Raw genomic sequence first — 25,157 nt, forward strand, 5'->3', positions numbered from 1 at the left:
CGGAGAGTATATCCTTTGAGAAATATGCAGCCATCTGCGGAGGTAGTCAGTGTGATACGTTTGTCGAGCCGGCTACTTGCATCCGTTTCCTACCAGATTCTGGGCGCGTTTGCGCTCGTCGTCCTGGCCGCACTGGCCGGCTATACCGCTTCTCTGACGGCAACGGAACAAATGAGCCAGGACGCCGAACGCATCGATATCGCCGGCTCCCTCCGAATGCTCAGCACCCGGGCTGCCCTGACGTACTACACCGCCTATACCACTAGAGATACCGAGCGGGTCAATAACGTACTCCAGTCGCTGAAGGCGCGCCTTGAAAACCCGGTACTCGATGCCGGCAGCCCCGAATCACAACGCCAGTTGGCCGCCATACGCCAACACTGGGCAGAGGCTGAAGCCCATTTCGAAAAGATGGCGCTGCCTCCGGAATACATTCGGGTATCTGTCGAGAAGCTGGTGGATGAAATTGATCAGTTCGTGCTCAGTGTTCAGCGGGATTCCGAAGAAAAGGTCTCCCGGATGCGCACCATTCAGTTGCTGGCTCTGCTGACGGTTCTGCTGACCAGCGCACTCATGGTATATCTCATCCGCAACCGCGTTCAGGCCCCCCTGTCTCAGCTGGTCAACGCTCATCAACGGCTGGAGTCCGGCCACTTTGACACCCGTCTGAACCTGACCCGCCAGGATGAGTTCGGCAGTCTGGCGGCCAGTTTCAACGCCATGAGCGCACAGCTGGACAAGCTCTATCACGAGCTGGAAGAAGAAGTGGCCCACCAGACCCGGGCCCTCAATGCCCGAAACGAAGGGCTCAACGCCCTCTTTGCCATCAGTGGTGATCTGCACGCCGAACCCATCAGCAGTCACACGCTGCGCGCTGCCCTCATCCGCATGAAAAAGGCCATTCACGCCCGGGAGCTGATTCTCTGTCTGGCGGAATCGGAAACTCCGGTTCAATACTGTCAGTTGCACACGGAAAGCAGCCCGGTACTGCGTGGCCTGACCGCGCCCGATATTGACCAGACCAGACGGGACTGCGAACAGGCACCGGAAACCCGGCTGTGCTTCCCGCTCAGCTCGGCCAAGGGGGAACTGGGCCTGCTCATCGTGCACTTCAGCCAGCCGGCCGAACCCTGGCAACACCAGGTTTGTGCCATGCTGGCCTCCCTCATCGTACAGGCCCTCAGTGACCACCTGGAGCACGAGCACAGCACCCGGGCGGCACTCCACGAAGAGCGGACGGCCATTGGCCGCGACCTGCACGACTCCCTGGCCCAGTCTCTGGCCTATCTGAAAATCCAGCTCACCAAGGGACACCGACTGCTGGAGCTGGCCCGGTACGATGATCTGCGAGCCACCCTTGCTGAAGCCCGGGAAGGCCTCAATGCCGCATACAGCCAACTGCGCGAACTGCTGACCACCTTCCGGCTTCAGATCAGCGAACCCGGACTCGAACAGGCCCTTCGCGGCGCCTGTGCCGAATTTGCGGCCCGGGGCGAGAGCCTGGAAATTCAGTTGAGCTGGGAAGTGAGCGACTACACACCGGATGCCAACGATGAAATCCACCTGCTGCAGATCGTCCGGGAAGCGCTCGCCAACGTGGTCAAACATTCCCGTGCCACGAAAGCGTTGGTAAAATTGAGTGATACCCAGGACGGCAGGCTGGAACTTCTGATAGAAGATAACGGGTGCGGCCTGGACACCGGCAGTTCGCCCCTGCACCATCACGGTCTGCGCATCATGGAGGAGCGCGCCCGGGCATTGCCTGACGGGACCATTGAAATCGGTGCCATCACGGAGAATGGCCGCACCGGCACACGCATCCGCGTCACATTTACCCATCAGCGTCAGGCTGAACTGTTACTGAAGGTGGTACCTCATGTCGTCCAATGACACCGTGCACATACTGATTGTTGATGACCATCCCATGATGCGCAAGGGCATCCGGGATCTGCTGGAACTGGAGCCTGATCTCGAGCTGGCCGGCGAAGCGGCCACAGGGGAGGAGGCCATTCGTCAGGCCGTGGCCAACGAGCCGGATGTCATTCTGCTGGACCTCAACATGCGGGGCATGGGCGGACTGGACACCCTGCGCAACCTGCGCGAGGCCGATGTGTTCTGCCGCATCCTGGTCTTTACCGTTTCAGATAACCGACAGGATGTGCTGGCCTGTCTGCGCAACGGTGCCGACGGTTATGTGCTCAAGGATGCCGAGCCGGAAGATCTGCTGGACAGCATCCGGCGCGTGGCGGCCGGGCGAACGGTGATCAGCGATGAACTGGCTCATGTGCTCGCCGATGCCATCCGTCAGCGCGACAACGGGCCGTCCAGCAAGCTCGATCTGCTGACGGCACGCGAACGGGAGATTCTGGTGAAGATCAAGGAAGGCCTGAGCAACAAGATGATCGGCGCGCAGCTCAACATCACCGAAGGCACCGTCAAGGTACATGTCAAGAATCTGCTCAAGAAGATGAATTTCCGCTCTCGTGTGGAGGCGGCCGTCTGGGCAACCGAGAACCTCTGAGCCCGGTTGCCCGGTCGTCATGCCCGGACTGAACCCGACACTCAATCCTTCATGACCACCTTCTGCTTCGCGGCCACCCGCTCGCGCATGCTGTAGGGCATCAGGCGCATGAGTCCGACCAGCGCCTTGTTGACCCAGCCGGTCACGCACACGGTCTGGCCGCGCATGGACGCTTCATAGCCCAGCCGGGCCACCTCATCCGCATCCATCCACATCCAGGACGGCACACCCGCCAGAGCCTTCTTCACCCCCATGTTGTCGTGGAACTCGGTGTGGGTGAAGCCGGGACAGACCGCCGTGACATGCACGCCCCGGGGCTTGAGCTCCAGAGCCAGGGCTTCCGTGGCGTGGAGCACGTAGGCCTTGGCCGCGTTGTACAGATTGCCCGGATATTCCGGTGCGTGAGCGGCAATGGAGGCCACATTGATGATGCGCCCGAATCCGCGTTCCACCATGGCCGGCGCAAAACGGTGGCAAAGCTCGGTGAGGGAGACCATCAGCACCTGCATGAAGGCCCGGTGCTCTTCCCAGCTGGCCTCCAGAAACTTTTTCTTCAGGCCGTAACCGGCGTTGTTCACCACGCCGTCAATGCTCAGCCCCGCCTCCTTCACAAAGGCTTCAATCTTTGCCGGTGCCCCCACTCTGGCCAGGTCGGCCGCAAAGACCCGGTGATCTCCCCCGTATGCCTCCGTCAGCTCTGTTGCCAGCGCCTGCAACCGGTCTTCGCGCCGGGCCACCAGCACCGTGTCCCAGCCGTTTTCGGCAAACACCCGCGCAAAGCTCTTGCCGATGCCTGCCGATGCGCCCGTAATCAATACCCTTCGCCGTTCAGTCATGGTTGTCGTGCTCCCTGTTTGTCCTGTTCAGTGCCATCACACTGACGCCTGCCGGACCCCGTGCCCTGCCCGGTCAGGGGCAGGACACCACAGCATCGTCAACGCAACACATTATCATTTTTCAGCCTCTGCTGACCAGCGTGAACGCATATAACGCGCTGATTGACCGCCGGTTTGGGAGCTGCCATCATTCCCGATCCATCACTCGGAAACGGAAACCGCCATGCCGGCTGATGTCCCGGACATGCTCAATCCTATCACCTCTCCGGACAGCCCGCTTGCACCGGACCGGCAAAGTGTGATGACCTATGCCTGAGCAAGTCCATCAACCCTCTGAACAAGAACAAGACAGGAACCGCAGGAAAAGACCATGAAAATTCATGAAATGCGCATTGCCCCCAATCCCCGTCGCGTCCGGATCTTTCTGGCCGAGAAAGGCATCACGGATATCGAATATGTACAGGTGGACCTGAGCAAGGGGGAGCATCTCACGCCCGAATTCCGGAAAATGAATCCCTTCTGCACCGTACCGGTGCTGGAACTGGACGACGGGACCTTCATTTCCGAAACCATCGCCATCTGCCGGTATTTCGAAGCCCTGCACCCGGAACCCAACCTGTTCGGGCGCGACGCACGGGAACAGGCCCTGGTGGAAATGTGGCAGCGTCGCATCGAGTTCTATTTCATGCTCCCGACCGGCATGGCCTTTCAGCATCTGAGCGACTATTTCAAGGCCTACAAGCCCCAGGTCCGGGAATGGGGAGAACTGTGCCGCGACCGCGCCGAAAAGATGTTCGGCATGATGGATGCCCACCTGGCCACCACCCCCTTTGTGGCCGGTGACCGGTTCACCGTGGCCGACATCACCCTGCTCTGCACCGTGGACTTCAACAAGGTCAACAACCTGCGGCTGACAGACGCGCACCCGAACCTCAGGCGCTGGTACGACGAAGTCTCGGCCCGGCCCAGCGCACAAGCCTGACATCTGTCAACATCCTTTACACCAACCCGGGGCCCGCGTACGGCCCCCTCCCTGACGACCACGCCAACTCGCTGGTTAGCATGGATTGTCGGCCTCACGGCACGGCGCTTGCGTTCATGTTCACACCGCTGAACAGCCACAGCACGATAACCAGGAGTCACCTCATGTTTACCCTGATCCGCTCACTCAGTCTGATCCTTTCCGGCGTCGCCCTGTCACACATGGCCATGGCCTCTCCCGTACTCTTCTGCAAGGACGGCCCCGCGATAGATCTGGTGGCTGACGGTTGCATTTCCGGTTCCTCATCCCACTATCCCAATGGGGGAGACGGTATCTATACCAATACTGGAGGCGGTGACTCCGAAAGCGCCGTCGAGGCTGCCATTCTGGGCGCAACCGGCGTGGTCACGGACATCAGCCTGTTCGGGGAATTTACACCTCCCCCTCCGGCTCCGGTCCCGTCAGTTTTCTTTACAATCGTGCCGAGCGTGTCTGTCAGCTCCAGTGATTGGCTGACGGGAACCTGGATGACCTCTGCCCCCGTCGACTTCATCACTCTCAAGGGCGCAAACAGCTTTGCGCTCTTTGATGTCCAGGGTGCCACATCCGGCAGCTGGAGCATGAGCGGCATACTGAACAATGGCGGCAATACCCCGCAGCTTTCGCACCTGCGGGCCTGGGTGAAGGTGGTGAGTGTGCCTGAGCCGGATACTCTGGCCCTGCTGGTGTTGGGTGTCGCGGGCCTGATACTGGGTCGGCGGACGCGCAGGGTCCGGTCAGCCTGATACGGTACGCTCCGAAACCGTATCCCCCACGCCATGAACGCACAACGACCCGGCCATTGGCCGGGTTTTTCATGATTCGCTAGCGGCTGAAACGCTGCACCTGGCCATCCGACGTCACCGCCACCAGGCCATTACCGGTAAATGCCAGCGCATCAATGGCCCTGGAGCCGCGCCCGACCACTTTCTTCGGCTTCATGCGCCAGTGCCCGAGCTCACTGCCGGAGCTGACATCCATCAGATAGACATCCCCCTGAAAGCCACCCAGCGCAAGCTGGCGGTCATCCCGGGAAAAGCGTGCCGAGACAAAGTTCTTGTAGGTGAAGGGCAGCCGGTTCCGGGCATTGCCGCTCTCCGTATCCCAGATCACCACATCCTCGCGTTGTGACGTGGTGAGGGCCAGCCGCCCGTCGTGACTGAGCGCCACCGTCTTGACCTGATTGCGGTGCTCGAAGGTCTGCACCCGCTCTCCCGTATCCAAACGCCACAGGCGAGCCTTGAAGTCATCCGAGCCGGTCAGGGCAAAGCGGCCGTCGGCACTGAGCGCCACACCGTAGACTTCGGCTCCATGATCAAAGGCATAGAGCGTCTGCCCCTGTTCCACATCAAAGTAGATGGCCTGATTGTTCTGCAGCCCCAGCAGGGCGTGACGGCCATCTTCCGAGAGTGTGGCCGAGAGCACCTTGTCGGGGGCGCGCCAGAAGTGCAGGGCCTGGCCATTCGTGGCATCCCAGACCACCATATCGCTTTCGCGGATGGTCAGGGCACGGCGGCCATCCCCGGAAATGGCCACTGCACGCAGCACGGTGAATTCGCCCGACTTGTGGTTCCAGTTATAGACACGCGAACGGGAGGTGACGTCCCAGAGGCTGCCACCATGATGGATGGATGCGATGACGGCCTTGCTGCCGTCTTCGGACAGGGCGCTGTCCAGCACGCCCTGAACTGCCACCTCAAAGGTTTCTGCGGGCCCTTTTGCCTCACAGCCGGCAAGCACCAGCAAGGCGAGCAAAAGGACCCATCTACGGATTTGCATGGAATTTCCTGCACCTGCACGTTTTCAGATCGTACAAGTGTAGCGCAGATTCAGGCGACTTGTGAGGCGTGGGCGCGGTGAATTTTCTCGATCAGGACATCTTCCAGCGAGAAACGCTCTTCCAGCGTCTCACCGAGCTCGCCCAGCTGAACCAGCAGCGCCTTGAGCGCTTCCATCTCTTCGGGCGTCTGGTCGAATTCGTCGTTGAAGTCCAGCAACTTTTCGGTAGTGACCTGAATTTTGGGCAGAAGCTCGTCGGCGATCTGCTCGCAGCCATCATTGAAGGCCCGTGCTTCGGCAATCAGCTGATCAAACACTTCGAAATGACCGGCAGATGCGTAATCCACCAGCAACTGACAGAATGTCCGGAGATGCTGAACGGCCGCTTCCACGTCGGGAAAGCTGTCCACGGAAACCAGATCGTAATAGCGCACGATCAGTTCCTGACGCTCCTGAAGCCAGCGGTCAATGATCTCGCTGACGCCTCCCCAGCGTTCTTTGGCACTCTTGCAATTTTCCAGCATCGTACGTGTCCCCCTGCCCGATGGCTACTGCGTGTTTTGACTGTTATCGTTATCGGCTATCCAATATACGCAAAAGGGTACGGGCGTCTCAAGGCCAATTCGTGGCAAATTTGAAAGTTTTACGCTTTGTTCCGTGTAAGTGTTCACTTTGCAGACAGTTACACGCCTGCTATTGACGTATCGCACGGCCTGAACTAGGCTCAGATGCAAAGCCAACCCATTGATTCGGCATGTACATGACACTGATGACGCTTCGCATCCCATCCTTTCTGCTGGCCCTGTCGCTGATGCTCGCTGCCGCGAGTACCCGTGCGGCCGAGGCGCCGGATGACCTGCTTCAGTACATCGACCTCAAGCCCTCTTTCGTGCTCAATGTGCAGTCACCGGGGGGCAAGATGCGCTTTGCCAAGGTGGATGCGTCCGTGAAGGTGCTGACCCGCTCGGCGGCGGCTCTAGTGGAGCAGCACATGCCGTACATCCGCAATATCATGGTCATGCTGCTGACGGCAACGCCGGCAGACCAGTTGCGTTCCGTGGAGGGACGTGAGGCGGTGCGAAAGGAAGCCCTGAAGCGTGTCCAGGCGTTCTTCAAGAAGGAGGAGAACCGCCCGGTCGTGGATGACCTGCTGTTCACCTCCTTTGTAGTGCAGTAATCAGGCGATCTTGTTCTCGCCGTTGCCGCGGGCTTCCTGCTCGGCCACGCTGAGTCCGTCTTCCCAACCGGCTTCCCAGGCGGCGACCACGACATCGCCACGATACGGACACTTGCTGCGGTCGAGCTTCAGCAACCCGGCCATGTACCCCTGGCGGTACGCCTTGTTCAGTGTTTCCAGATTCCAGTTCAGGCTCAATTGATTGGCCATGGCCGCGCTCTCTCTGTTCGTTTCTTGTGATTATAGGTCTTTTGGTCTATTCCTGACCCGTATTGAAACGATCCTACCTGTTCAGCCCTGCCGGCAACATACGTAAATGTTTGTATCCTTACCTGTAATCAAATGTAACAGAGATTGACCAAAGATCCAGTGCAACAGATCGCACTTTCTTCATTCGGCTCCGGGGCCGGTCAGCAGGGGCTGAGCGCTTCCTGCATGTATTGCGCCAGATAGGCATCAAATGTGAGCGCATCTTCTTCCTCCAGGCGCGTCTGAGCCGCCAGTGACGCTTCGGACAGGGCCCTGAATTCGGCCTGTTCATCCGCTGTCAGCCCTTCCTCGCGCAAGGCCTGCTGATGCAGCTTCGCCAGCCCCATCATGAAACTGTTATGGCAGGTGGCCTCGGCCCTGATCCCCGCTGCCACACGCGCAGCCGGTGTCAGTTCCGGTGCCATGAGCCAGTCATGTGCCTGATCCACGGCCTGCCGGTAACGGGGTTCTCCGGCATCCGCAAGCCAGTCCGCCACACGCCGGATCTTCCGGATCAGGCGCTCCCCTTCATGCTCCAGGGTATCCCCCACCCGTTCCAGCCTGAGTCCGCGTTCGCGTCCGCGGCTGACTGTCAGGGCAAAGTCCCGGTCAATGTGATCGCATTCCTCATCCGGCACCACCGGTGCATCGTCCAGCAGGCAACAGAGCAGAAATGCCTCGATGAAAAACACCTGCCAAGGCTTGATGCCCAGCGGTGCATAGGGGTTCAGGTCCAGACAGCGCACCTCGATGTATTCCACACCGCGACGGCACAGGGCCTGCAGGGGCTTTTCGCCCGGCTGGGTGACCCGTTTGGGCCGGATGGTGCTGTAATACTCGTTCTCGATCTGCAGAATGTGGGTATTGAGCTGGCGGTACTCCCCGTCTACCTTGACGCCGATGGCCTCGTAGGGCGGGTACGGTGTGTGAGTCGCCTTGTACAGCGTGCTGTGATAGCTGCTCAGGCCGTTGAAGCAGACCTTCAGCGAGGCCTGGGCATGGTTCTGATATCCCAGATCGCTCATGCGCAGGGAGGTGGCATGGGGCAACCCGAGCGTCGCCGGTCCCATGCGAAGGAGATTGTGGGGCTTGCCGTCCACAAAGCTTTCGTCTGCCACGGGCGAGCCCCCGAACAGGCGCATGAGCAGCCAGCTGTGGCGGCGGAAGTTGCGGATGAGGTCAAAGTAGCGGGCAGACTTGAAGTCCTGGAGGCTGTCCGTGTTGCCTTCCACATCCTGGAGCGTCATCCAGAAGCGGTCCGTGAGGCTGAAATTGAAATGCACCCCGGCAATGGCCTGCATGATGCGGCCATAGCGCCAGTGCAGCCCGCGACGATAGACATGCTTGAGCTGCCCCAGGTTCGACGTGCCGTATTCGGCAATGCGGATGCTCTCGTTGCCCGCCAGCCGGCAGGGCATGGAAGCCGGCCAGAGTACCTCGCCTTCCGGCAGGTTGGCCTGAACAAAGCGGTGGATACGGCCGAGTGCATCGAACAGGTCGTCGACGCTCTCCGTCACGGGCGTGATGAGTTCGAGCAGCGCTTCGGAATAGTCCGTCGTGATGTTCGGGTGTGTGAGGGCCGAACCCAGTACCTTCGGGTGATCCGTCTGGCTGATGAAGCCCTCCGCATCCACCCGCAGGCCTTCCTTCTCCACGCCGCGGCGCAGGGTCTGGAGGATGTTCAGGCGTTGCCCGCCGAGGGCGTCAATATGCTGCTCGAGTCTGCTCATTCCGGTTTCCTGTTTCAGCGTTTCTTGCGCCGGGCGTTCAGCAGGGCCTGTGCCAGTGCCCCGGTGGGCGCGGGACCCGCCGGCTTGCGTGGCTGCTGACGTGTACGGCCCTCGCTCCGGTTGCCTGTCCGCTTGTCCTGCGGGGCCGGGGTATCATCCAGGCGCATGGTCAGTGCAATACGCTTGCGTGCCATGTCCACTTCCAGCACCTTCACCCGCACGATCTGGCCCGCCTTCACCACTTCCCGCGGATCCTTGACGAAACGATCCGACAGGGCGCTGATGTGCACGAGGCCGTCCTGATGCACGCCGATATCCACGAAGGCACCAAAGTTGGTCACGTTGGAGACGGTGCCTTCCAGGACCATGCCGGGCCTGAGGTCGGACAGGCTCTCGATGCCGTCTGCCAGTCTGGCCACCTTGAACTCGGGGCGCGGGTCACGGCCGGGCTTGTCCAGCTCGCGCAGGATGTCCCGCACGGTCAGTTCGCCAAAGGTGTCATCCACAAAGTCCCGGGGGTTGAGGCTGGCGAGAAAGGCGCTGTCCCCGATCAGGCTCCTGATGCTGCGTCCGGTTTTCTCCGCAATGCGCTCGACCACGCCATAGGCTTCCGGGTGCACGGCCGAGGCATCCAGCGGGTTGTCTGCGTTCATGATACGCAAAAAGCCGGCGGCCTGTTCATAGGTTTTTCCCCCAGGCGCGGTACCTTGAGCAGTGTCTTGCGGTCACGGAAGGGGCCGTTTTCGTCGCGCCAGCGCACGATGTTTTCCGCGATGCCTGCCGTCAGACCGGAAACCCGGGTCAGCAGGGGAACGGATGCGGTGTTCACGTCCACACCCACGGCGTTCACACAGTCCTCGACCACGGCATCCAGCGCCCGGGCCAGCCGGACCTGGGACACATCGTGCTGATACTGGCCCACACCGATGGATTTGGGGTCGATCTTGACCAGCTCCGCCAGCGGATCCTGCAGGCGCCGGGCGATGGAGACGGCCCCCCGGATGGTGACATCCAGATCCGGAAACTCCCTGGCGGCCAGTTCCGAGGCCGAGTACACGGATGCCCCCGCCTCGTTGACGATGACCTTGGTCAGTCCCAGTTCCGGATAGCGCTTGATGACCTCCCCCACGAAACGGTCGGTTTCCCGGGAGGCGGTGCCGTTGCCGATGCTGACCAGCTCCACCTTGTGGGCACGACACAGCTCGGCAACGATGCGGACAGCTTCTTCAAAGCGATTCTGGGGCGGATGGGGGAAAATGGCCGTGTGTGCCACGAGCTTGCCGGTGGGGTCCACCACCGCCACCTTGACGCCGGTTCGCAGGCCCGGGTCAAGGCCGATCACCGCACGCGGTCCGGCTGGAGGGGCCAGCAGGAGGTCCTTGAGGTTGGCGGCAAAGACCTTGATGGCCTCCTCCTCGGCACGTTCGCGCAGGCGGCCCATAAGGTCGGTTTCCAGGCTGGACGAGAGTTTGACCCGCCAGGTCCAGCGGACCACTTCCTGCAGCCAGGCATCCCCCGGTCGCCCCTGGTCGCGGAATCCGGCCCAGGCGATGATCTTCAGTTCCGCCGGATGGGGTGTGCGCCGGTCTTCCGGCTCGTCCGGCACGCCGATGTTGTAGGTCAGCACCCCTTCATTGCGGCCGCGGAATATGGCCAGTGCCCGGTGAGAGGGCACGCCCTTGAGCGGCTCGTCGTGCTCGAAGTAGTCACGGAACTTGGCACCTTCGGTTTCCTTGCCCGGTACCACCCGCACACGCAGGATGCCTTCGTCCCAGAGCCAGTTGCGCAGCAGTTCCAGCAGATCCGCCTGCTCGGCCAGGGATTCCATGAGTATGTGACGCGCCCCTTCCAGGGCAGCATCCACATCGGCCACGCCCTTGTCGGCATTCACATAGGCTGCCGCTTCCTGTCTCGGATCCAGTGCGGGATTGTCCCGCAGTGCCAGCGCCAGGGGTTCCAGTCCGGCTTCCCGGGCAATCTGCCCCTTGGTCCGACGCTTGGGCTTGAAGGGCAGATACAGGTCTTCGAGGCGGTTCTTGGTGTCCGCTTCCAGAATGCGCGCACGCAGCTCGTCTGTCAGCTTGCCCTGCTCCTCGATCGAACGCAGGACCGTCTGCCTGCGGTCTTCAAGCTCACGCAGATATGTCAGCCGCTCTTCCAGCGTACGCAACTGGGTGTCATCCAGCGCACCGGTCACTTCCTTGCGGTAACGGGCGATAAAGGGCACCGTGGCCCCTTCGTCCAGCAGCCGGACGGCTGCTTCCACCTGAGCGTCACGGACGCCCAGTTCCTCGGCAATTCGGGTATAAATGCTGTTCATTGCACTCTTCATGTTGACGGGCAAAGCGGCATTATAGCCGAGCGGGGGGGCACGGAAAGCAGAAAATCCGGTTCAGGCGTCCGAAGCCTGATGAAGGGGGGCATCCAGCTGCACCAGCAGCTCGTCCAGCGGCACCGCGCGGCTGTAGAGAAAACCCTGCCCCAGATCGCAGCCCCAGCGGGCCAGGATGTCATGCTGGGCCGGTCGTTCCACGCCCTCCGCCACCACATGCAGGCGCAGGCTGTGGGCCATGTCGATCATGGAGCGCACCAGGGCACAGTCGTCCTCCGACTCGGGGATGCCTTCCACGAAACTGCGGTCAATCTTGATGGTAGAAACCGGCAGCTTGCGCAGGTAGTTGAGCGAGGAATAGCCGGTGCCGAAATCATCCAGCGCAAAGCGCACGCCGATACGTGACAACTCCTCCATGCAGCGCCGGGTATGGGTCTTGTCCGCCAGCATGGCCGATTCGGTCAGTTCGAACTCGATGACATGGGCCGGAACCGGGCTGGCCAGCAGCAGCCGCATGACCGTTTCCGTGAGCTTGGGATCCTGAAACTGCCGGCTTGACAGGTTGAGGGCACAACCCAGCTCATCATGCCCGTGCTCGCGAATCCGCGCCATGGCCTTCAACGCCTGCTCCAGCACCCAGTACCCCATGGGGACAATCATGCCGCTGCGCTCGGCCAGCTCGAGAAAATCACCCGGGTACAGCAGGCCATGCTCGGGGTGCGGCCAGCGGATCAGCGCTTCCACCCCGGCAATGCGGCCGGTTTCCAGATCCACCTGAGGCTGGTAGAAGAGCTGGAGCTGATCGCTGCGTAGGGCATGGCGAAAGTCCGCCTCAAGTTCCAGACGATAGCTCAGTTCCCGGTTGATGGAATCGTTATAAAAGCGGAACCCGGTGCCTTCATCCATCTTGGCTTCATGCATGGCTGCCTGGGCATGGCGCAGCAGCTCCTCTGCCGTACGCCCGGAACGGGGCCAGACGGCCGCCCCCATGCTCAGCCTCAGGATGACCCGTTTCTGCCCGAGCACGAAGGGTTCCCCAAAGGCGCGGCGAAGCTTGCGCATGACCTCGATGACATTGAACAGTTCATCCGCGTTTTCCACCAGAATGGCAAACTCGTCCCCCCATGCGGGCGACCATGTCGCAGCTGCGCAGGGTGTCGCGGATACGCAGTGCCACCATGCGGATGAGCTGGTCGCCAGCCCGGAACCCGAGGCTCTGGTTCACACGCCGGAAGTCATCCACATTCAGATAGACCACGCCCACGCTGTGGGATTCCCGCTCCGCCCTGCGGATGGCCTGTGCGGCCTGCTCATAGAAACTCTCCCGGTCGCTGATACCGGTGAGGTTGTCAATGCCCTCCCGGAAGCGCCGGTCCCGGAGCGCCGTGTACCGAGCCACGGCACGATCCAGTGTCCGCGCCAGCAAAGCCGGCGTGGCCTCCCACCAGCCGACCACATCCTGCGCACCCGCAACCAGGCAGTTGCGGATGGCCTGATCATCCCGGTCGCCGGTCATGACGATGACGGGTGCATCCAGATGGGACACGATACGGCGCAGGCTGTCCACCATGGAATCCTGGGTCAGCTGGCTGTCCCACAGCACGGCAGCGAACTGACGCCGGGTCAGCACATCCAGCCCCAGACTGAGCGACTGGCACCACTGGACGCGATAGCCCGGTGCGGCTTCCGCCAGCATGCCCTGGATCTGGGCATAGCGGCCATGGTCCTCCCCAAGAAAGAGAACCGGTTGCCGACTCAATCCTGCCATGTCGTCCTGACGGGGGTGCTGCGTATCCATGATCTGACCTGCCTGTTCCCGCCGCAATGGCGTTTTCTCGGGTGATGTTGCCTTGTATTAGGTTTAGTTCAGGCGCTGGCATTTCACAATGTTTTTCATTGGGGGACAGGTCACAGATTGTGTACGGGACTGGTATAATGGTGGTTTACCGGAGATCCCATGAATCGCCTCAACGATCGTCAGCGCGCGTCTGTCACCTATATTGATGGTCCCTTGCTGGTGCTGGCCGGTGCCGGCAGCGGCAAGACCTCCGTCATCACGCAGAAAATCGCCTGGCTGATTCAGGAGTGCGGCTACGCGGCCCGGCATATTGCGGCCGTGACCTTCACCAACAAGGCCGCGCGGGAGATGAAGGAGCGGGTGGCCAGACTCGTGTCCGGCCCCGTGGCACGCGGGCTGATCGTGGCCACCTTCCACAATCTGGGCCTGAACATCATCCGCTCGGAACGTGAACGCCTGGGCCTGCGCAGCGGTTTTACCATCTTTGATCAGGAAGATGCCCGCAGCCTGATCCGCGATCTCATCACCCGTGAATACCCGGATACCCCCCAGACGCCGGACGAACTGCTCAACCAGTTCTCGGCATGGAAGAATGATCTGCTCACGCCCCAGGCCGTGCGGCGCAAGGCCCTGTCCGACGATGACGTGCACACGGCGGAGCTCTTCGAACGCTATACCGCCTACCTGCGCGCCTACAACGCGGTGGATTTTGACGACCTGATCCTGCTGCCGGTGCTGCTCTTCCAGCAATATCCCGAAGTGCTGGAACGCTGGCAGAAGCGCATTCGCTACCTGCTGGTGGACGAGTACCAGGATACCAACCACAGCCAGTATGAGCTGGTCAGGCTGCTGGTGGGGCTGCATGCCCGCTTCACGGTGGTGGGGGACGATGACCAGTCCATCTATGCCTGGCGTGGCGCCCGGCCGGAGAATCTGGTACGGCTCCAGAAGGACTTCCCGGGTCTGAAGGTCATCAAGCTGGAACAGAACTACCGCTCCACGGCCCGGATCCTGAAGGCGGCCAACGTGCTGATTGCCAACAACCCGCACGTGTTCGAAAAGCAGCTCTGGAGTGAGCTGGGCATGGGCGAACCCATCCGGGTACTGCGCTGTGCCAACGAGGAAGCCGAGGTGGAACGCATCGCCACCGAGATAGTTGACCAGCACCTCAAGCGCAAGGCGCGCTACCGGGATTTTGCCGTGCTCTATCGCAGCAACCATCACAGCCGCCTGCTGGAAGTGAAGCTCCAGGCCTTCCAGATTCCTTACCGCCTCAGCGGCGGCACCTCGTTCTTTGCCCGTGCCGAAATCAAGGATGCCATGGCCTATCTGCGACTGGCCGTCAACCCGGATGACGATGCGGCGTTCCTGCGCGTGGTGAATGTGCCCCGCCGGGAGATCGGGCCGACCACCCTGGAAGGGCTGAGCCAGTGTGCCCATGCGGAAGGTTGCAGCCTGTTCCGGGCCATTGACCACCCCCGGCTCACGGACTGGGTGAAGGATCGCGGCATCCAGCACCTGCTGGCGTTCCGCGACCTGATTCTCGACGTTCAGCAGCATCTTGATGACGAGGACCCGGTACCGGCGTTGCGCAAGCTCTTCGTGCGGGTGGATTACGAGGACTGGCTGCATCAGACCAGTGCCTCGCCGGCCCAGGCCGAGCGCCGCCTGAAAAACGTGCATCTGCTGCTGGATCAGATCGGCCGCATGATGGAATTCGATCCGCTGGATGACGAGCCCCTGTCCCTTGAGCAGGCCATCAACAAGCTTGTGCTGCGCGACATGCTCGATCAGCAGGAGGACGATGATGACGACGACCGGGTGCAGCTGCTGACGCTGCACGCCTCCAAGGGGCTGGAGTTTCCCCACGTGTTCATCATGGGGCTGGAGGAGGACATTCTCCCCCACCGCAACAGTATCGAAAGCGATCAGGTGGAGGAGGAGCGTCGGCTCATGTATGTGGGCATCACCCGGGCCCGCAAGACCCTGACCCTGACCCTGTGTGCCCAGCGGCGCCAGTTCGGGGAAAAGCTCGAACCCACCCCCAGCCGCTTTCTTGACGAACTGCCACAGGAAGATCTGGAGTTCGAGGGCTTCGGGCAGTCGGATCCGGTCCAGTCCAGACGCAAGGCACGAGCCACCCTGGATGCCCTGTTTGACGACCTGAGCAAATACACCTGATGCCTGTCATTCTATTGCTGCTTTTCATCGTCCTGTTCACAGGCCCCGGTCTGTGGGTCCGGTACGTGATGAAACGCCATGGCCAGCCCATTCCGGACATGCCCGGAACCGGCGGCGAGCTGGCAGAACACCTGATCGAGCGTTTCGGACTGGAAGGGGTGCGCGTCACCGAGGCGCCGCAAGGTGTCAATGCCTTCGACTACAACCAGCGACAGGTACTGCTGAGCCCCGACATTTACCACGGCAAATCGCTGACCGCCGTGGCGGTGGCTGCCCACGAAGTGGGTCACGCCATCCAGCACGCCCGTCAGGAACCGCTGGTACGCTGGCATATCCGGCTCTGGCCTTTGGCCACCACACTGCAGCAGGTCGCACGCTGGATGATCCTCGCCCTGCCCCTGATCCTGCTCCTGTTCCGGGCCCCTCAGCTCATGCTGCCGGCAGCCCTGCTCTTCGTCGGCGCGCTCGTGACCTCCGCCCTGCTCAAGGCGGTGCTGCTGCCACTGGAGTGGGACGCCAGCTTCAACAAGGCACTGCCGATTCTGAGGGAGGGCTACATACCGGATCATGCCGTGCCGGCCGTGCGCCAGGTGCTGCGCGCGGCAGCACTGACCTATGCGACCTCGACGCTGTTTGATATACTGCTCATCTGGCGCCTCATTCGCCGCTGAATACAGGGACAGATACCTCATGGGACACGCACACGATCACGACCACGACCACGCCGGACATCACCATGCACCGAAAAGGTTTGACCGCGCCTTTGCCCTGGGCGTGGCGCTCAATACGGGATTTGTCGTGGTGGAAGCCGCCTGGGGCGTGTGGGCCGGTTCCCTGGCCCTGATCGCCGACGCAGGACACAACCTGAGTGACGTGCTCAGCCTCCTGCTGGCCTGGGGTGCCGCTACCCTGGCCCGACGGTCGGGCAGCCAGCGGCGCACCTACGGTCTGCGCAAGACGACCGTGCTGGCGGCGGTCATCAGTGCCCTCATGCTGCTGGTGGCGCTGGGGGCCATGACCTGGGAAGCGCTGGAACGGCTGGCCAATCCGGCGGAGGTGGCCAGCATGCCGATGATTCTGGTGGCGCTGGTGGGTGTTGTCATCAACACGGCGACCGCCCTGCTCTTCCTGCGCGGTCAGGAGACGGATCTGAACGTGCGGGGTGCCTACCTGCACATGGCCGCCGATGCCGCCGTATCACTCGGCGTGGTCATCGCCGGCATCCTGATCATGCAGACCGGATGGTTCTGGGTGGATCCGCTGATCACGCTGATCATCGTGCTGGTCATTCTTGTGGGGACCTGGCAGCTGCTGACCGAGTCCCTGGACGCCCTGCTGGACGCCACACCGCGCCACATTGACCTGGACGCGGTGCAGGAGGCCTTGCTGGCCCATCCGCAGGTGACCGGGTTGCACGACCTGCATGTCTGGCCCCTGAGCACGTCGGAAACCGCGCTGACCGCACATCTTCAGGTCCGGCAATGGCCTTCGGACAACCGGCTCATACAGGATCTGAACGGAATGCTGAACCAACGGTTCGGTATCCGCCATGCCACGCTCCAGATCGAAACGGCGGATGACGGCCCGGCCTGTCACCTGGATCAGCCGAACTGTAGCGCACCGTCCGAACAGTCCCGGGCGTCATGAACGCCCCAGGCAACACTTCTTGAACTTGCGGCCACTGCCGCAGGGACAGGGCGCATTGCGCTCCGGATGCAGCGGGTACTCGCGCGTCTCTCCGCGGGTGTAATACCAGAGCCCGTTCTCGCGCACAAAATCGGAGCGCTCTTCCAGGCATCCCCAGTCGTTGCCGGAGCGCCACGTGGCCACGAAGTGAACTTGGGCCGAGAAGGACTGTTCCCGGGCAGACAACACCTCAAGGCGCACCCATTCGGGACTCCCGGACAGATCCAGCTGATCGGGACAGAAATCCGGGTGCCAGGTGGTGATCAGATAATCCTTCAGCCCCAGTGCAAAGGCACTGAACCGGCTGCGCATGAGGGCCTCGGCCGTCGCCGGCGGCGTGCCGGCATGGGCGGGGCGGCAGCACTCGCCATAACTGCGCCCGCTGCCGCAGGGGCACGGGCGCGCGGGATCAGTAGGGGTGCTTGTCAGCATTGGCAAGCCAGTCGTCGAACACTCTGGAGGCAGAAGGCAGCGGACGATGCTCCATCCGGACCAGACGCTTCAGGTCACCGCTTTGCAGCGCCTGATAGAGGCGATCGTCATCAAACCCGGCACGGGCCGCACCGGAGCGGGTCTCGGCATAGACCACCCGATCCACCCGGGCCCAGACCGCCGCCGAATAGCACATCGGGCAAGGCTCGCATGAAGAATACAGCGTGCACCCTTCCAGAGCGTGAGTGTCGAGCACGCGGCAGGCTTCGCGAATGGCCACCACTTCGGCATGGGCCGTGGGATCCTTGCCACTGACCACCCGGTTCCAGCCTTCGGCCACAACCTTGCCATCCTTTACAATCACCGCACCAAAGGGTCCGCAGTCTCCCGATGCAGAGTGTTCTGCAGCCAGTGCCACCGCGCGTTCAAGAAATGCCGCTTCGTCCATTACACCTCGCTCCAGACGTTGTCAGGCCAAACCTCTCCATGGTACCGCACTGGCCCGGCGGCACGATACGCGCTTGCCGAAGTCAGGGGCCGAGCGTCCGGATAAAGGCATCCGATTCGCGAATGGCGGCCTGGGTATCCCGGATCACCCGCTCCACATCCCGGCGCACCGCCGATAGTTCCTTGTCCAGGGATCCGACAGCCTGAGCATTCAGGTTATGCTTGAGATACAGGACATTGTCACGAAGCGCATCCAATACCGGCTCCATGCGCGCTTCCGCCTTGCGCATGGCACGGATCAGTCGGGTATAACGGGCGCGGGTTTCCCTGAGCTTGCGGGCACTGTCCTGACGGTAGCGGGCATTGGTGTACTGACTGATTTCCTCCTCCCACTCCGCAAACAGTGCCTCTGCCACCTCCTCCACCTTGTCGATGCGCTTGCGTACCGCTTCGGCCGCATCCACGCTGTCTTCGTACCGGGCCTTGAGCGCCTCGTAGGCATCCTGCAGGCTGCCGCCCTCATACCCGGTCAGCTGATTCAGCGCCTCCAGCGCCGAGGTGAAGGTTTCACCTGCCTCCGCCTGGGCATCACGCGCGGACTCCACCCGGTCTGCCAGAATGTCCCGCTTCTCGAAGCCGATCTTCTCCATGGCCGCATAGTAGGTGCTCTGGCACGCACTCAGAATGATGGCCATGCATACCGGCCACAGCCAGCGTCCCGCGTGGCGCACCCCCGTCATGACGCATCCTCCGGCCTGAACCGGGCTGCGTCCACGATGGACCAGAGATGCAGCAGCGCCCCGGGTACCCACATGAAAATCAGGATCACGGTTGCCGCCAGTGCATAACAGACCGACACCCCCACAAAGAACATGAAGGCAGCGAGCAATCGCCCCTGAACCAGTTGCCCCAACCCGGGAATGAAAAAACTGCAAATGGCTGCCAGCACGTTGCCACCGGAACCTTGCCCTGCCATATTCAAACCTCCGAAAATCTGATTTCGGCCGCAGTGTAACATCCGCTTACAAAAAACTGCCAGCCTACCCTCCTGTCAAGCCCCGATTACCCCGTATTGCCGAGTGAGAATCGGCCAAAGCGCCACTATACTGTGCCTGACGTCAATCGGGAGGAACCGCAAACATGACACGTTACCTGCTTCTGGCCCTGTCCCTGCTGGCCAGCACCGTGGCACTGGCCGCATCAAAGGAAGACAAGCTGTACCTGTACACCGAGAGCTTTCCGCCTTACAACATGAGTACCACCGGCAAGGTGTTCGAACATCATGCCGACGGGATCTCGGGCCTGTGCACGGACATGCTCAAGGCCATCCTGGCGGAAGCCAAGGTGCCCTACTCCATGAAGCTGCGCAACTGGGACTACAGCTACGACAAGGCGCTGAAAAAGAAGAATCATGGTGTATTCTGCACCACTTACACGGAGGATCGCGCGCCCCTCTTCAAATGGATCGGACCGCTGGCGGAAAACGAATGGACGGTCTTTGCACCGCCTGGCAGCACGCTCAGACTCAGCAAGCTTGAAGACGCCAAGGGCATGACCATCGGCGGTTACAAGGGCGACGTGATGACGGAGTACCTGCTCAAGCGCGGCTACACCGTCTCCCAACTCGACAGCGACGACCTCAACCCCAAGCGCCTGGTGCTGGGGCAGATTGACCTGTGGATCGCCGACCGGCTTGCCGGACCCTACTTCGCGGCACAGCAGGATATCGAAGATCTGGTGCCGGTCTTCTCCTTCAACAAGACCGAGCTGTTCCTGGCCCTGAATCCGCAAACGGACGATGCGCTGGTCCAGAAGCTCAAGGCCGCCTACGACCGTATCCGCAAGAATGGCATGTTCGACTCCATCCGGACCAAATACGGACTCTGAGCGCATGCGCTGACCACCACGCCGGGGCGCTGACCCCGGTTTTCCACTATCCCTTTCAGCCTAACGGAAATTCCGACTTCACATCCCTTTCCGGCCCGATAGGATGTCCGGCTTCTTGGGGGAATGTGCCACTCAATCCACACACCCTCATGCACAGAAGTCTTCAGGAGATCACCCATGCGCAAGATTGCAGTCGCGCTGCTGGGCGTGCTCGTCAGCACCCTGTCGCTGGCCGCCGCCAAGGAAACCAAACTTTACCTCTACACGGAAAACTTTCCGCCCTACAACATGAGCGCCACCGGACGCGCCTTCGAGCACGACGAGAAGGAAATTACCGGCCTGTGCACGGACATGGTCAAGGCGATCCTTGCCGAAGCGAAACAGACCTACATCATGAAGCTGCGCAACTGGAGCTACGGTTATGACCGGGCCGTGCGCAAACCCGACCACGGCGTATTTTGTGCCGCACGAACCGAAGCTCGGGAAAAGCTGTTCAAGTGGGTGGGACCGCTGGCCGAAAATCAATGGACCCTCTTTGCGCCGCCGGGCAGCACCCTCAAGCTCAGCAAGCTTGAAGACGCAAAAGGCATGACCATTGGCACCTACAAAGGGTCGGTCCGGACCAAATATCTCGAAGAGCGGGGCTACAAGCTGTCCGTGCTCGACAGCGACGACCTCAATCCCAAGCGGCTGGCCCTCGGGCAGATTGACCTCTGGATTGCAGAACGACTGGCGGGGCCCTACCTGGCCTCCCAGCAGGACGTGGAAGGACTGGTGCCGGTACTTTCCTTCAACCGCACCGAACTTTATCTGGCCCTGAATCCGGAAACGCCCGATGCGGTCGTGCAGGCCCTGCAGGCCGCGCTCAAGCGCATCCGGGACAATGGCCTCTATGCCTCGATCCAGACCAAATACGGACTCTGATCAGCATTCCGGATAGTTGACCGCGAGACCGCCTCTGGCGGTCTCCTTGTATTTGTCTGCCATGTCGGCACCGGTTTCCTTCAGCGTCCGGATCACGCGATCCAGCGATACGAAATGGAAGCCGTCCCCCCTCAGGGCCAACTGTGCCGCATTGACCGCCTTCACGGCAGCGATGGCATTGCGTTCGATGCAGGGTACCTGCACCAGCCCCTTTACCGGATCGCAGGTCAGTCCCAGATTGTGCTCCAGTCCGATTTCGGCCGCATTCTCCACCTGACGCGGTGAGCCACCCAGGGCTTCGGTCAGACCGGCTGCCGCCATGGCACAGGCCGACCCGACCTCTCCCTGACACCCCACCTCGGCACCCGAGATGGAAGCATTGCGGCGAATCAGGCTGCCCACCGCCGTGGCCGCCAGAAAGAAGCGCTCAATGGCATCCGAATCGAGTGTATCGGTATAGTGGGTGAAATAGTGCAGTACCGCGGGAATGATACCTGCCGCACCGTTGGTCGGCGCGGTAACGACCTGTCCGCCGGCGGCATTCTCCTCGTTCACCGCCAGCGCATACAGATTGAGCCAGTCCATGCCCTGCATGGTGGTGGCGATCAGGTTTGCGGTCGCCCCGGATTGCAGTGCCCGGTACAACCCCGGGGCGCGCCGGCGTACGCGCAGCCCGCCGGGGAGCGTCCCCTCGTTGCGCAGCCCGCGTGCAACACAATCCTGCATGACCCGCCAGATCTGGCTGATCCCCTGGCTCAGCTCCGCTTCGGATCTTCGCGCCAGCTCATTGGCACGCACCACCTCGCTCACCCGCATGTTGTGCTTCTTGCACAGACGCATCAGCTCGACGGCGGTATCAAACGGGAAAGGGACTTCGGTCACACCGGACGTTTCCGGGTTTTCGTCCTCATACCTGACCACCCCGCCCCCCACGGACCAGGCATTGAGTGCATGGCATGTCATGCCCTCGGCATTCAGGGCCTCAAAGCGGATGCCATTGGGGTGTCCCGGAAGCAGGTCGTCGGGCCGCCAGAGCAGATCCGTCTGCGGATCGAAAGGCAGGACGCGGTCACCGTCGAGACGCAGCCTGCCCTGACGGATGTCCTCCAGCACCCCGGCCTGAGCCTCCTGCGTGATGGCCTCGGGCAAAAGCCCCGACAGCCCCCAGAAGACGGCCTTGTCCGTCGCATGCCCCTTTCCGGTCGCCGCCAGGGATCCGTACAGTGTGATTCTCACCCGCGCCATATCAGCCAGCGACCGGACCTGAGCCGCAAAGCGCCGGGCCGCCACCATGGGCCCCATGGTATGGGAACTGGATGGCCCCACGCCGATTCTGAACACATCAAATACGGAACAGGGAGTGCCCGTACGTCCTGGCATGACTCACCTCCGGCAGTGCTGCAGGGATTGAATCTTTAATGTACGCCTTTCAGGACCCGCTTGCCTGCGCGGGCACCCTGTGGAAAGTACGTAGCCGACAAGGCTCCTGCAGTCCGGAAGGCACTGCCCGTCAACCGGATTGAAAAAAATGAAAAAGCGCTGGACAGCCCGTCCGGGGGCAGGTACACTGCCTGCCAGCTAGAAAGAAAGCGCAGTCAACAACCTCATTTCGCTGTATCACGTAGTTGTCACACGTTCTGAAGTTTTGAAATTCCTGCCTTGTTTTTATGCGATTTATCAGCCTTGTGTAAGGCACACATCAAATTGATTCAGGATATACAATTATGTCAGATACAGTAAAAGGTACCGTCAAGTGGTTCAACGAATCCAAGGGCTTCGGTTTCATCCAGCAGGAAAACGGCCCGGACGTATTCGCCCACTTCAGCGCCATCTCCGGCTCAGGTTTCAAGACCCTGGCTGAAGGCCAGCAGGTTGAGTTCACGATTGCCAACGGCCCCAAGGGTCCGCAGGCCGAGAACATCGTCGCGCTCTGAAGCGCACGATCAGCCTGAAAGAAAAGGCGTCTCCTCCGGGAGGCGCTTTTTTTATGCGCTCGCCCCAACGTCCCCATTCTCATTCCTGCCCATGCACTTTTTTAATAAAAATGAAAATACTGCTGGACACTCAAACCCATCTCCCGTACACTGCTCGACAGCTGGAAACAAAAGCGCACTCAACAACCTCATTTCGCTGTACCACGTAGTTGTCACACGTCCTGAAGTTTTGAAACACCCGCCTTGTTTGTATGCAACAACCGCCCCCAGGGGCACATTTGAAATTATTCAGGAAATACAATTATGTCAGGCACAGTAAAAGGTACCGTCAAGTGGTTTAACGAGTCCAAGGGCTTTGGTTTCATTCAGCAGGAAAATGGCCCGGACGTGTTCGCACACTTCAGCGCCATCTCCGGCTCAGGATTCAAGACCCTGCTCGAAGGTCAGGAGGTGGAGTTTTCCATCGCCAACGGCCCGAAGGGTCTGCAGGCTGAAAACATCGTCGCGATCTGATCGCACGAGCAGTCTGAAGGAAAAGGCGTCTCCCCCGGGAGGCGCTTTTTTCGTTTTGGTCCGCACACATCCAGCCCCCCGATCAATCATAAAAATAAAGCGTTTCATGGATCGCGCTTTTGTAACTCACCGCTACGAGCTGCTATGTTCAAGTGCTGGCTGAGGGCCATAAAGGGACTCAACAATATCAAGAACGTACTGCTTCTCCTCGAGTGTCAGACTCAAAGACATTACTTAAGCACGCCTTTGGCCAATCCGCCCAGGACATCGCCTCGGTCAAACCCCTCGCACAAAGCTGTCCGAAATGCCCGGCATCTTCCGGTGTGCTGACAAACAGACAGGACTGCTCTTTCTCAAAGCGCACATAAACCACATTGGACAGGCCCCGCAATGTGACAGGTGGTTCCGGCAGGGTTGAGCCTGAACTCTCAAGCACCCTGTTCAGATCTTCCCGAAGTCTTCCATCAGAAATGATATCTGTATTCCCAGTACCCAGGGCTTCAGCCACCTTGTTCATGGGGGCCCCCGGGTAACCAAAACTCTCTCCGGAGAAGGTTTTGAACGACAGATCCTTTCCCCGTCCCCAGAGCAAAACAGGCCCGTCCGTTGCAACAATGCGCAATCCCTTGGCCAGGCCGGGCGGAAGGCACAGCTCCAGGTAGCCGTCCGTCACGATGAGCGCCTCCGGGCGACACCCGGAAGCCGACGGGGGTTCAGCAAAGGCTGAGGGCGTCAGGAAAAACAAGCAGGCAATACTCGCGGCCCTGAAGTACCCTGACTTTCTTTTCTTCATGGCGTACGTCCTTGCACAATTCTGTGTGCACGAATGATAAGCTACCTCCTGTTGACACGCATCATCCGGTCTGGCTAATCCTCCCTCAACCTGACAGATCAAGCCCGAACAGGCGGATGGCATTGCGTGTGGTGATGGCCATGAGATGTTCCAGGGTCTGGCCGCGAGCTTCTGCCACCCTGCGCGCCACCCAGGGCAGAAATGCCGGCCGGTTGCGCTTGTCGCGCGGGGGATCGGGCAGGTTGTGGGGCAGCAGATAGGGTGCGTCCGTTTCCAGCAGGAGGCGGTTGTCGGGAATGCGGTGCACCAGATCAAGCAGCGGCTTGCCGCGGCGCACGTCACATACCCAGCCGGTAATGCCGATGTACAGGCCCAGGTCGAGCCAGGCATCCAGCGCCGCCTCGTCGCCGGTAAAGCAGTGAGCCACCCCGCCCACCAACCTGGGCATGGCATTGCGCAGGATGGCATACTGATCCTCAAAGGCATCCCGCTCATGGAGAAACACCGGCTTGCGTGCATCTGCCGCCTGCTCCAGCTGGGCCTCAAAGACCTGACGCTGCACGTCACGGGGTGAAAAGTCACGGTTGTAGTCAAGCCCGCATTCGCCAACCGCCACCACCTCCGACTCTTCCTGGAGGGCCCGCAAGCGCTCCAGTCCTTCATCGTCCAGTTCGCTGGCGTGATGGGGATGACAACCTGCCGTGGCGGTCAGGATGCCGGGGTACTGGCGCGCCAGAGCCAGGGCGCGTTCGCTTTCGGTCACGCTGGTACCGGTGACAATCATGTGAGTGACACCCTGTTCCACCGCTTCGGCAATCACGCGGTCCCGGTCACGATCAAAGCGCCGCCCGGTCAGGTTGACGCCGATATCCACCCATCCCATCACCGACTCCTTGATCCGGTTAACATACTGAACA

Annotated in this window: 25 protein-coding genes and 2 pseudogenes; 12 read left to right on the plus strand and 15 right to left on the minus strand. The window is 61.0% G+C overall.

Annotated elements, in window-relative coordinates; translation table 11 throughout:
- Positions 1-51 precede the first annotated feature (51 nt).
- Both AAIA72_RS09315 and narL read left to right on the plus strand, forming a co-directional pair.
- Positions 52-1,890 (plus strand): HAMP domain-containing protein, encoded by a 1,839-nt coding sequence (locus AAIA72_RS09315; protein ID WP_369600050.1) that lies wholly within the window; start codon positions 52-54, stop codon positions 1,888-1,890.
- The gene (gene narL, locus AAIA72_RS09320) at positions 1,877-2,521 is read left to right on the plus strand and encodes a two-component system response regulator NarL (RefSeq protein ID WP_369600051.1); all 645 of its coding nucleotides are present in this window, start codon (positions 1,877-1,879) and stop codon (positions 2,519-2,521) included. Before AAIA72_RS09315 ends, narL begins: the two co-directional genes overlap by 14 nt.
- 41 nt (positions 2,522-2,562) lie before the next feature.
- On the opposite strand, the gene AAIA72_RS09325 is transcribed toward narL, so the two are convergent.
- Complete coding sequence (locus AAIA72_RS09325; protein WP_369600052.1) at positions 2,563-3,357, minus strand: SDR family NAD(P)-dependent oxidoreductase; 795 nt, start codon at positions 3,355-3,357, stop codon at positions 2,563-2,565.
- A 370-nt stretch (positions 3,358-3,727) separates the two neighbouring features.
- Here AAIA72_RS09325 and AAIA72_RS09330 point away from each other — a divergent pair, with 370 nt between their 5' ends.
- On the plus strand, positions 3,728-4,339 hold the full coding sequence (locus AAIA72_RS09330) for a glutathione S-transferase family protein (RefSeq protein WP_369600053.1): 612 nt from the start codon (positions 3,728-3,730) through the stop codon (positions 4,337-4,339).
- Positions 4,340-4,503: 164 nt separating this feature from the next.
- Positions 4,504-5,124, plus strand: coding sequence for a PEP-CTERM sorting domain-containing protein (locus AAIA72_RS09335; protein ID WP_369600054.1), 621 nt, complete (start codon positions 4,504-4,506; stop codon positions 5,122-5,124).
- A 79-nt stretch (positions 5,125-5,203) separates the two neighbouring features.
- Here AAIA72_RS09335 and AAIA72_RS09340 read toward each other — a convergent pair whose 3' ends face one another.
- Together AAIA72_RS09340 and rsd are read right to left on the minus strand one after the other, a co-directional pair.
- Entirely contained in the window at positions 5,204-6,157 is a 954-nt protein-coding gene (locus tag AAIA72_RS09340) for a WD40 repeat domain-containing protein (RefSeq protein WP_369600055.1), read from the minus strand.
- A 50-nt stretch (positions 6,158-6,207) separates the two neighbouring features.
- Positions 6,208-6,681, minus strand: coding sequence for a sigma D regulator (rsd, locus tag AAIA72_RS09345; protein WP_369600056.1), 474 nt, complete (start codon positions 6,679-6,681; stop codon positions 6,208-6,210).
- 245 nt (positions 6,682-6,926) lie between these two features.
- On the opposite strand from rsd, the gene AAIA72_RS09350 reads away from it, so the two are divergent.
- The gene (locus AAIA72_RS09350; protein WP_369600057.1) at positions 6,927-7,334 is read left to right on the plus strand and encodes a flagellar basal body-associated FliL family protein; all 408 of its coding nucleotides are present in this window, start codon (positions 6,927-6,929) and stop codon (positions 7,332-7,334) included.
- Here the strand turns inward: AAIA72_RS09350 and AAIA72_RS09355 are convergent, their stop codons facing one another.
- The 5 genes and pseudogenes from AAIA72_RS09355 to AAIA72_RS09375 all read right to left on the minus strand — a co-directional run.
- On the minus strand, positions 7,335-7,544 hold the full coding sequence (locus AAIA72_RS09355; protein WP_369600058.1) for a ribosome modulation factor: 210 nt from the start codon (positions 7,542-7,544) through the stop codon (positions 7,335-7,337).
- 200 nt (positions 7,545-7,744) lie between these two features.
- Positions 7,745-9,313, minus strand: a complete 1,569-nt coding sequence (gene gshA, locus AAIA72_RS09360) for a glutamate--cysteine ligase (protein WP_369600059.1) — start codon at positions 9,311-9,313, stop codon at positions 7,745-7,747.
- A 14-nt stretch (positions 9,314-9,327) separates the two neighbouring features.
- A pseudogene (locus AAIA72_RS09365) lies at positions 9,328-11,633 on the minus strand (Tex family protein).
- A 72-nt stretch (positions 11,634-11,705) separates the two neighbouring features.
- Positions 11,706-12,566, minus strand: a complete 861-nt coding sequence (locus tag AAIA72_RS09370; protein WP_369602990.1) for a putative bifunctional diguanylate cyclase/phosphodiesterase — start codon at positions 12,564-12,566, stop codon at positions 11,706-11,708.
- 39 nt (positions 12,567-12,605) lie between these two features.
- Positions 12,606-13,443 (minus strand): annotated as a pseudogene (locus AAIA72_RS09375) (diguanylate cyclase); the annotation flags it as partial.
- A gap of 159 nt (positions 13,444-13,602) precedes the next feature.
- Here AAIA72_RS09375 and rep point away from each other — a divergent pair.
- The 3 genes from rep to AAIA72_RS09390 are packed head-to-tail and all read left to right on the plus strand — an operon-like array spanning position 13,603 to position 17,271.
- The gene (gene rep, locus AAIA72_RS09380; protein WP_369600060.1) at positions 13,603-15,624 is read left to right on the plus strand and encodes a DNA helicase Rep; all 2,022 of its coding nucleotides are present in this window, start codon (positions 13,603-13,605) and stop codon (positions 15,622-15,624) included.
- A complete protein-coding gene (locus tag AAIA72_RS09385; RefSeq protein ID WP_369600061.1) occupies positions 15,624-16,295 on the plus strand; it encodes a zinc metallopeptidase in 672 nt (223 codons plus the stop codon). Before rep ends, AAIA72_RS09385 begins: the two co-directional genes overlap by 1 nt.
- A 19-nt stretch (positions 16,296-16,314) precedes the next feature.
- Positions 16,315-17,271: a cation diffusion facilitator family transporter gene (locus AAIA72_RS09390; RefSeq protein WP_369600062.1), complete on the plus strand. Its 957-nt coding sequence runs from the start codon at positions 16,315-16,317 to the stop codon at positions 17,269-17,271.
- Here the strand turns inward: AAIA72_RS09390 and AAIA72_RS09395 are convergent.
- From AAIA72_RS09395 to AAIA72_RS09410, 4 genes are all read right to left on the minus strand, one after another.
- Entirely contained in the window at positions 17,266-17,742 is a 477-nt protein-coding gene (locus AAIA72_RS09395; protein WP_369600063.1) for a YchJ family protein, read from the minus strand. The two genes, AAIA72_RS09390 and AAIA72_RS09395, sit on opposite strands and share 6 nt — an antisense overlap.
- Positions 17,720-18,190, minus strand: a complete 471-nt coding sequence (locus AAIA72_RS09400; protein WP_369600064.1) for a nucleoside deaminase — start codon at positions 18,188-18,190, stop codon at positions 17,720-17,722. The genes AAIA72_RS09395 and AAIA72_RS09400 overlap by 23 nt, the downstream gene beginning before the upstream one ends.
- Positions 18,191-18,272: 82 nt before the next feature.
- On the minus strand, positions 18,273-18,929 hold the full coding sequence (locus AAIA72_RS09405; RefSeq protein ID WP_369600065.1) for a DUF2959 domain-containing protein: 657 nt from the start codon (positions 18,927-18,929) through the stop codon (positions 18,273-18,275).
- Positions 18,926-19,165 carry a hypothetical protein gene (locus AAIA72_RS09410; RefSeq protein WP_369600066.1) on the minus strand — a complete coding sequence of 80 codons (240 nt, stop codon included), beginning with the start codon at positions 19,163-19,165 and terminating at the stop codon, positions 18,926-18,928. Before AAIA72_RS09410 ends, AAIA72_RS09405 begins: the two co-directional genes overlap by 4 nt.
- Positions 19,166-19,329: 164 nt before the next feature.
- On the opposite strand from AAIA72_RS09410, the gene AAIA72_RS09415 reads away from it, so the two are divergent.
- Both AAIA72_RS09415 and AAIA72_RS09420 read left to right on the plus strand, forming a co-directional pair.
- Positions 19,330-20,076 (plus strand): substrate-binding periplasmic protein, encoded by a 747-nt coding sequence (locus tag AAIA72_RS09415; RefSeq protein ID WP_369600067.1) that lies wholly within the window; start codon positions 19,330-19,332, stop codon positions 20,074-20,076.
- 177 nt (positions 20,077-20,253) lie between these two features.
- The gene (locus tag AAIA72_RS09420) at positions 20,254-21,000 is read left to right on the plus strand and encodes a substrate-binding periplasmic protein (RefSeq protein WP_369600068.1); all 747 of its coding nucleotides are present in this window, start codon (positions 20,254-20,256) and stop codon (positions 20,998-21,000) included.
- Here the strand turns inward: AAIA72_RS09420 and AAIA72_RS09425 are convergent, their stop codons facing one another.
- The gene (locus tag AAIA72_RS09425; protein WP_369600069.1) at positions 21,001-22,380 is read right to left on the minus strand and encodes an L-serine ammonia-lyase; all 1,380 of its coding nucleotides are present in this window, start codon (positions 22,378-22,380) and stop codon (positions 21,001-21,003) included. It abuts the gene before it with no gap.
- Between the two features lie 344 nt (positions 22,381-22,724).
- Between AAIA72_RS09425 and AAIA72_RS09430 the strand changes: the two genes are divergently transcribed.
- Both AAIA72_RS09430 and AAIA72_RS09435 read left to right on the plus strand, forming a co-directional pair.
- Positions 22,725-22,934 carry a cold-shock protein gene (locus AAIA72_RS09430; protein WP_369600070.1) on the plus strand — a complete coding sequence of 70 codons (210 nt, stop codon included), beginning with the start codon at positions 22,725-22,727 and terminating at the stop codon, positions 22,932-22,934.
- 303 nt (positions 22,935-23,237) lie between these two features.
- Positions 23,238-23,447, plus strand: a complete 210-nt coding sequence (locus AAIA72_RS09435) for a cold-shock protein (protein WP_369600071.1) — start codon at positions 23,238-23,240, stop codon at positions 23,445-23,447.
- Positions 23,448-23,634: 187 nt separating this feature from the next.
- Here AAIA72_RS09435 and AAIA72_RS09440 read toward each other — a convergent pair whose 3' ends face one another.
- Complete coding sequence (locus tag AAIA72_RS09440) at positions 23,635-24,240, minus strand: hypothetical protein (protein ID WP_369600072.1); 606 nt, start codon at positions 24,238-24,240, stop codon at positions 23,635-23,637.
- A gap of 85 nt (positions 24,241-24,325) precedes the next feature.
- Positions 24,326-25,123 carry a TatD family hydrolase gene (locus AAIA72_RS09445; RefSeq protein ID WP_369600073.1) on the minus strand — a complete coding sequence of 266 codons (798 nt, stop codon included), beginning with the start codon at positions 25,121-25,123 and terminating at the stop codon, positions 24,326-24,328.
- Positions 25,124-25,157 lie beyond the last annotated feature (34 nt).

Source organism: Thermohahella caldifontis, from assembly GCF_041153465.1.
Taxonomy (GTDB): Bacteria; Pseudomonadota; Gammaproteobacteria; order Pseudomonadales; family Oleiphilaceae; genus Thermohahella; species Thermohahella caldifontis.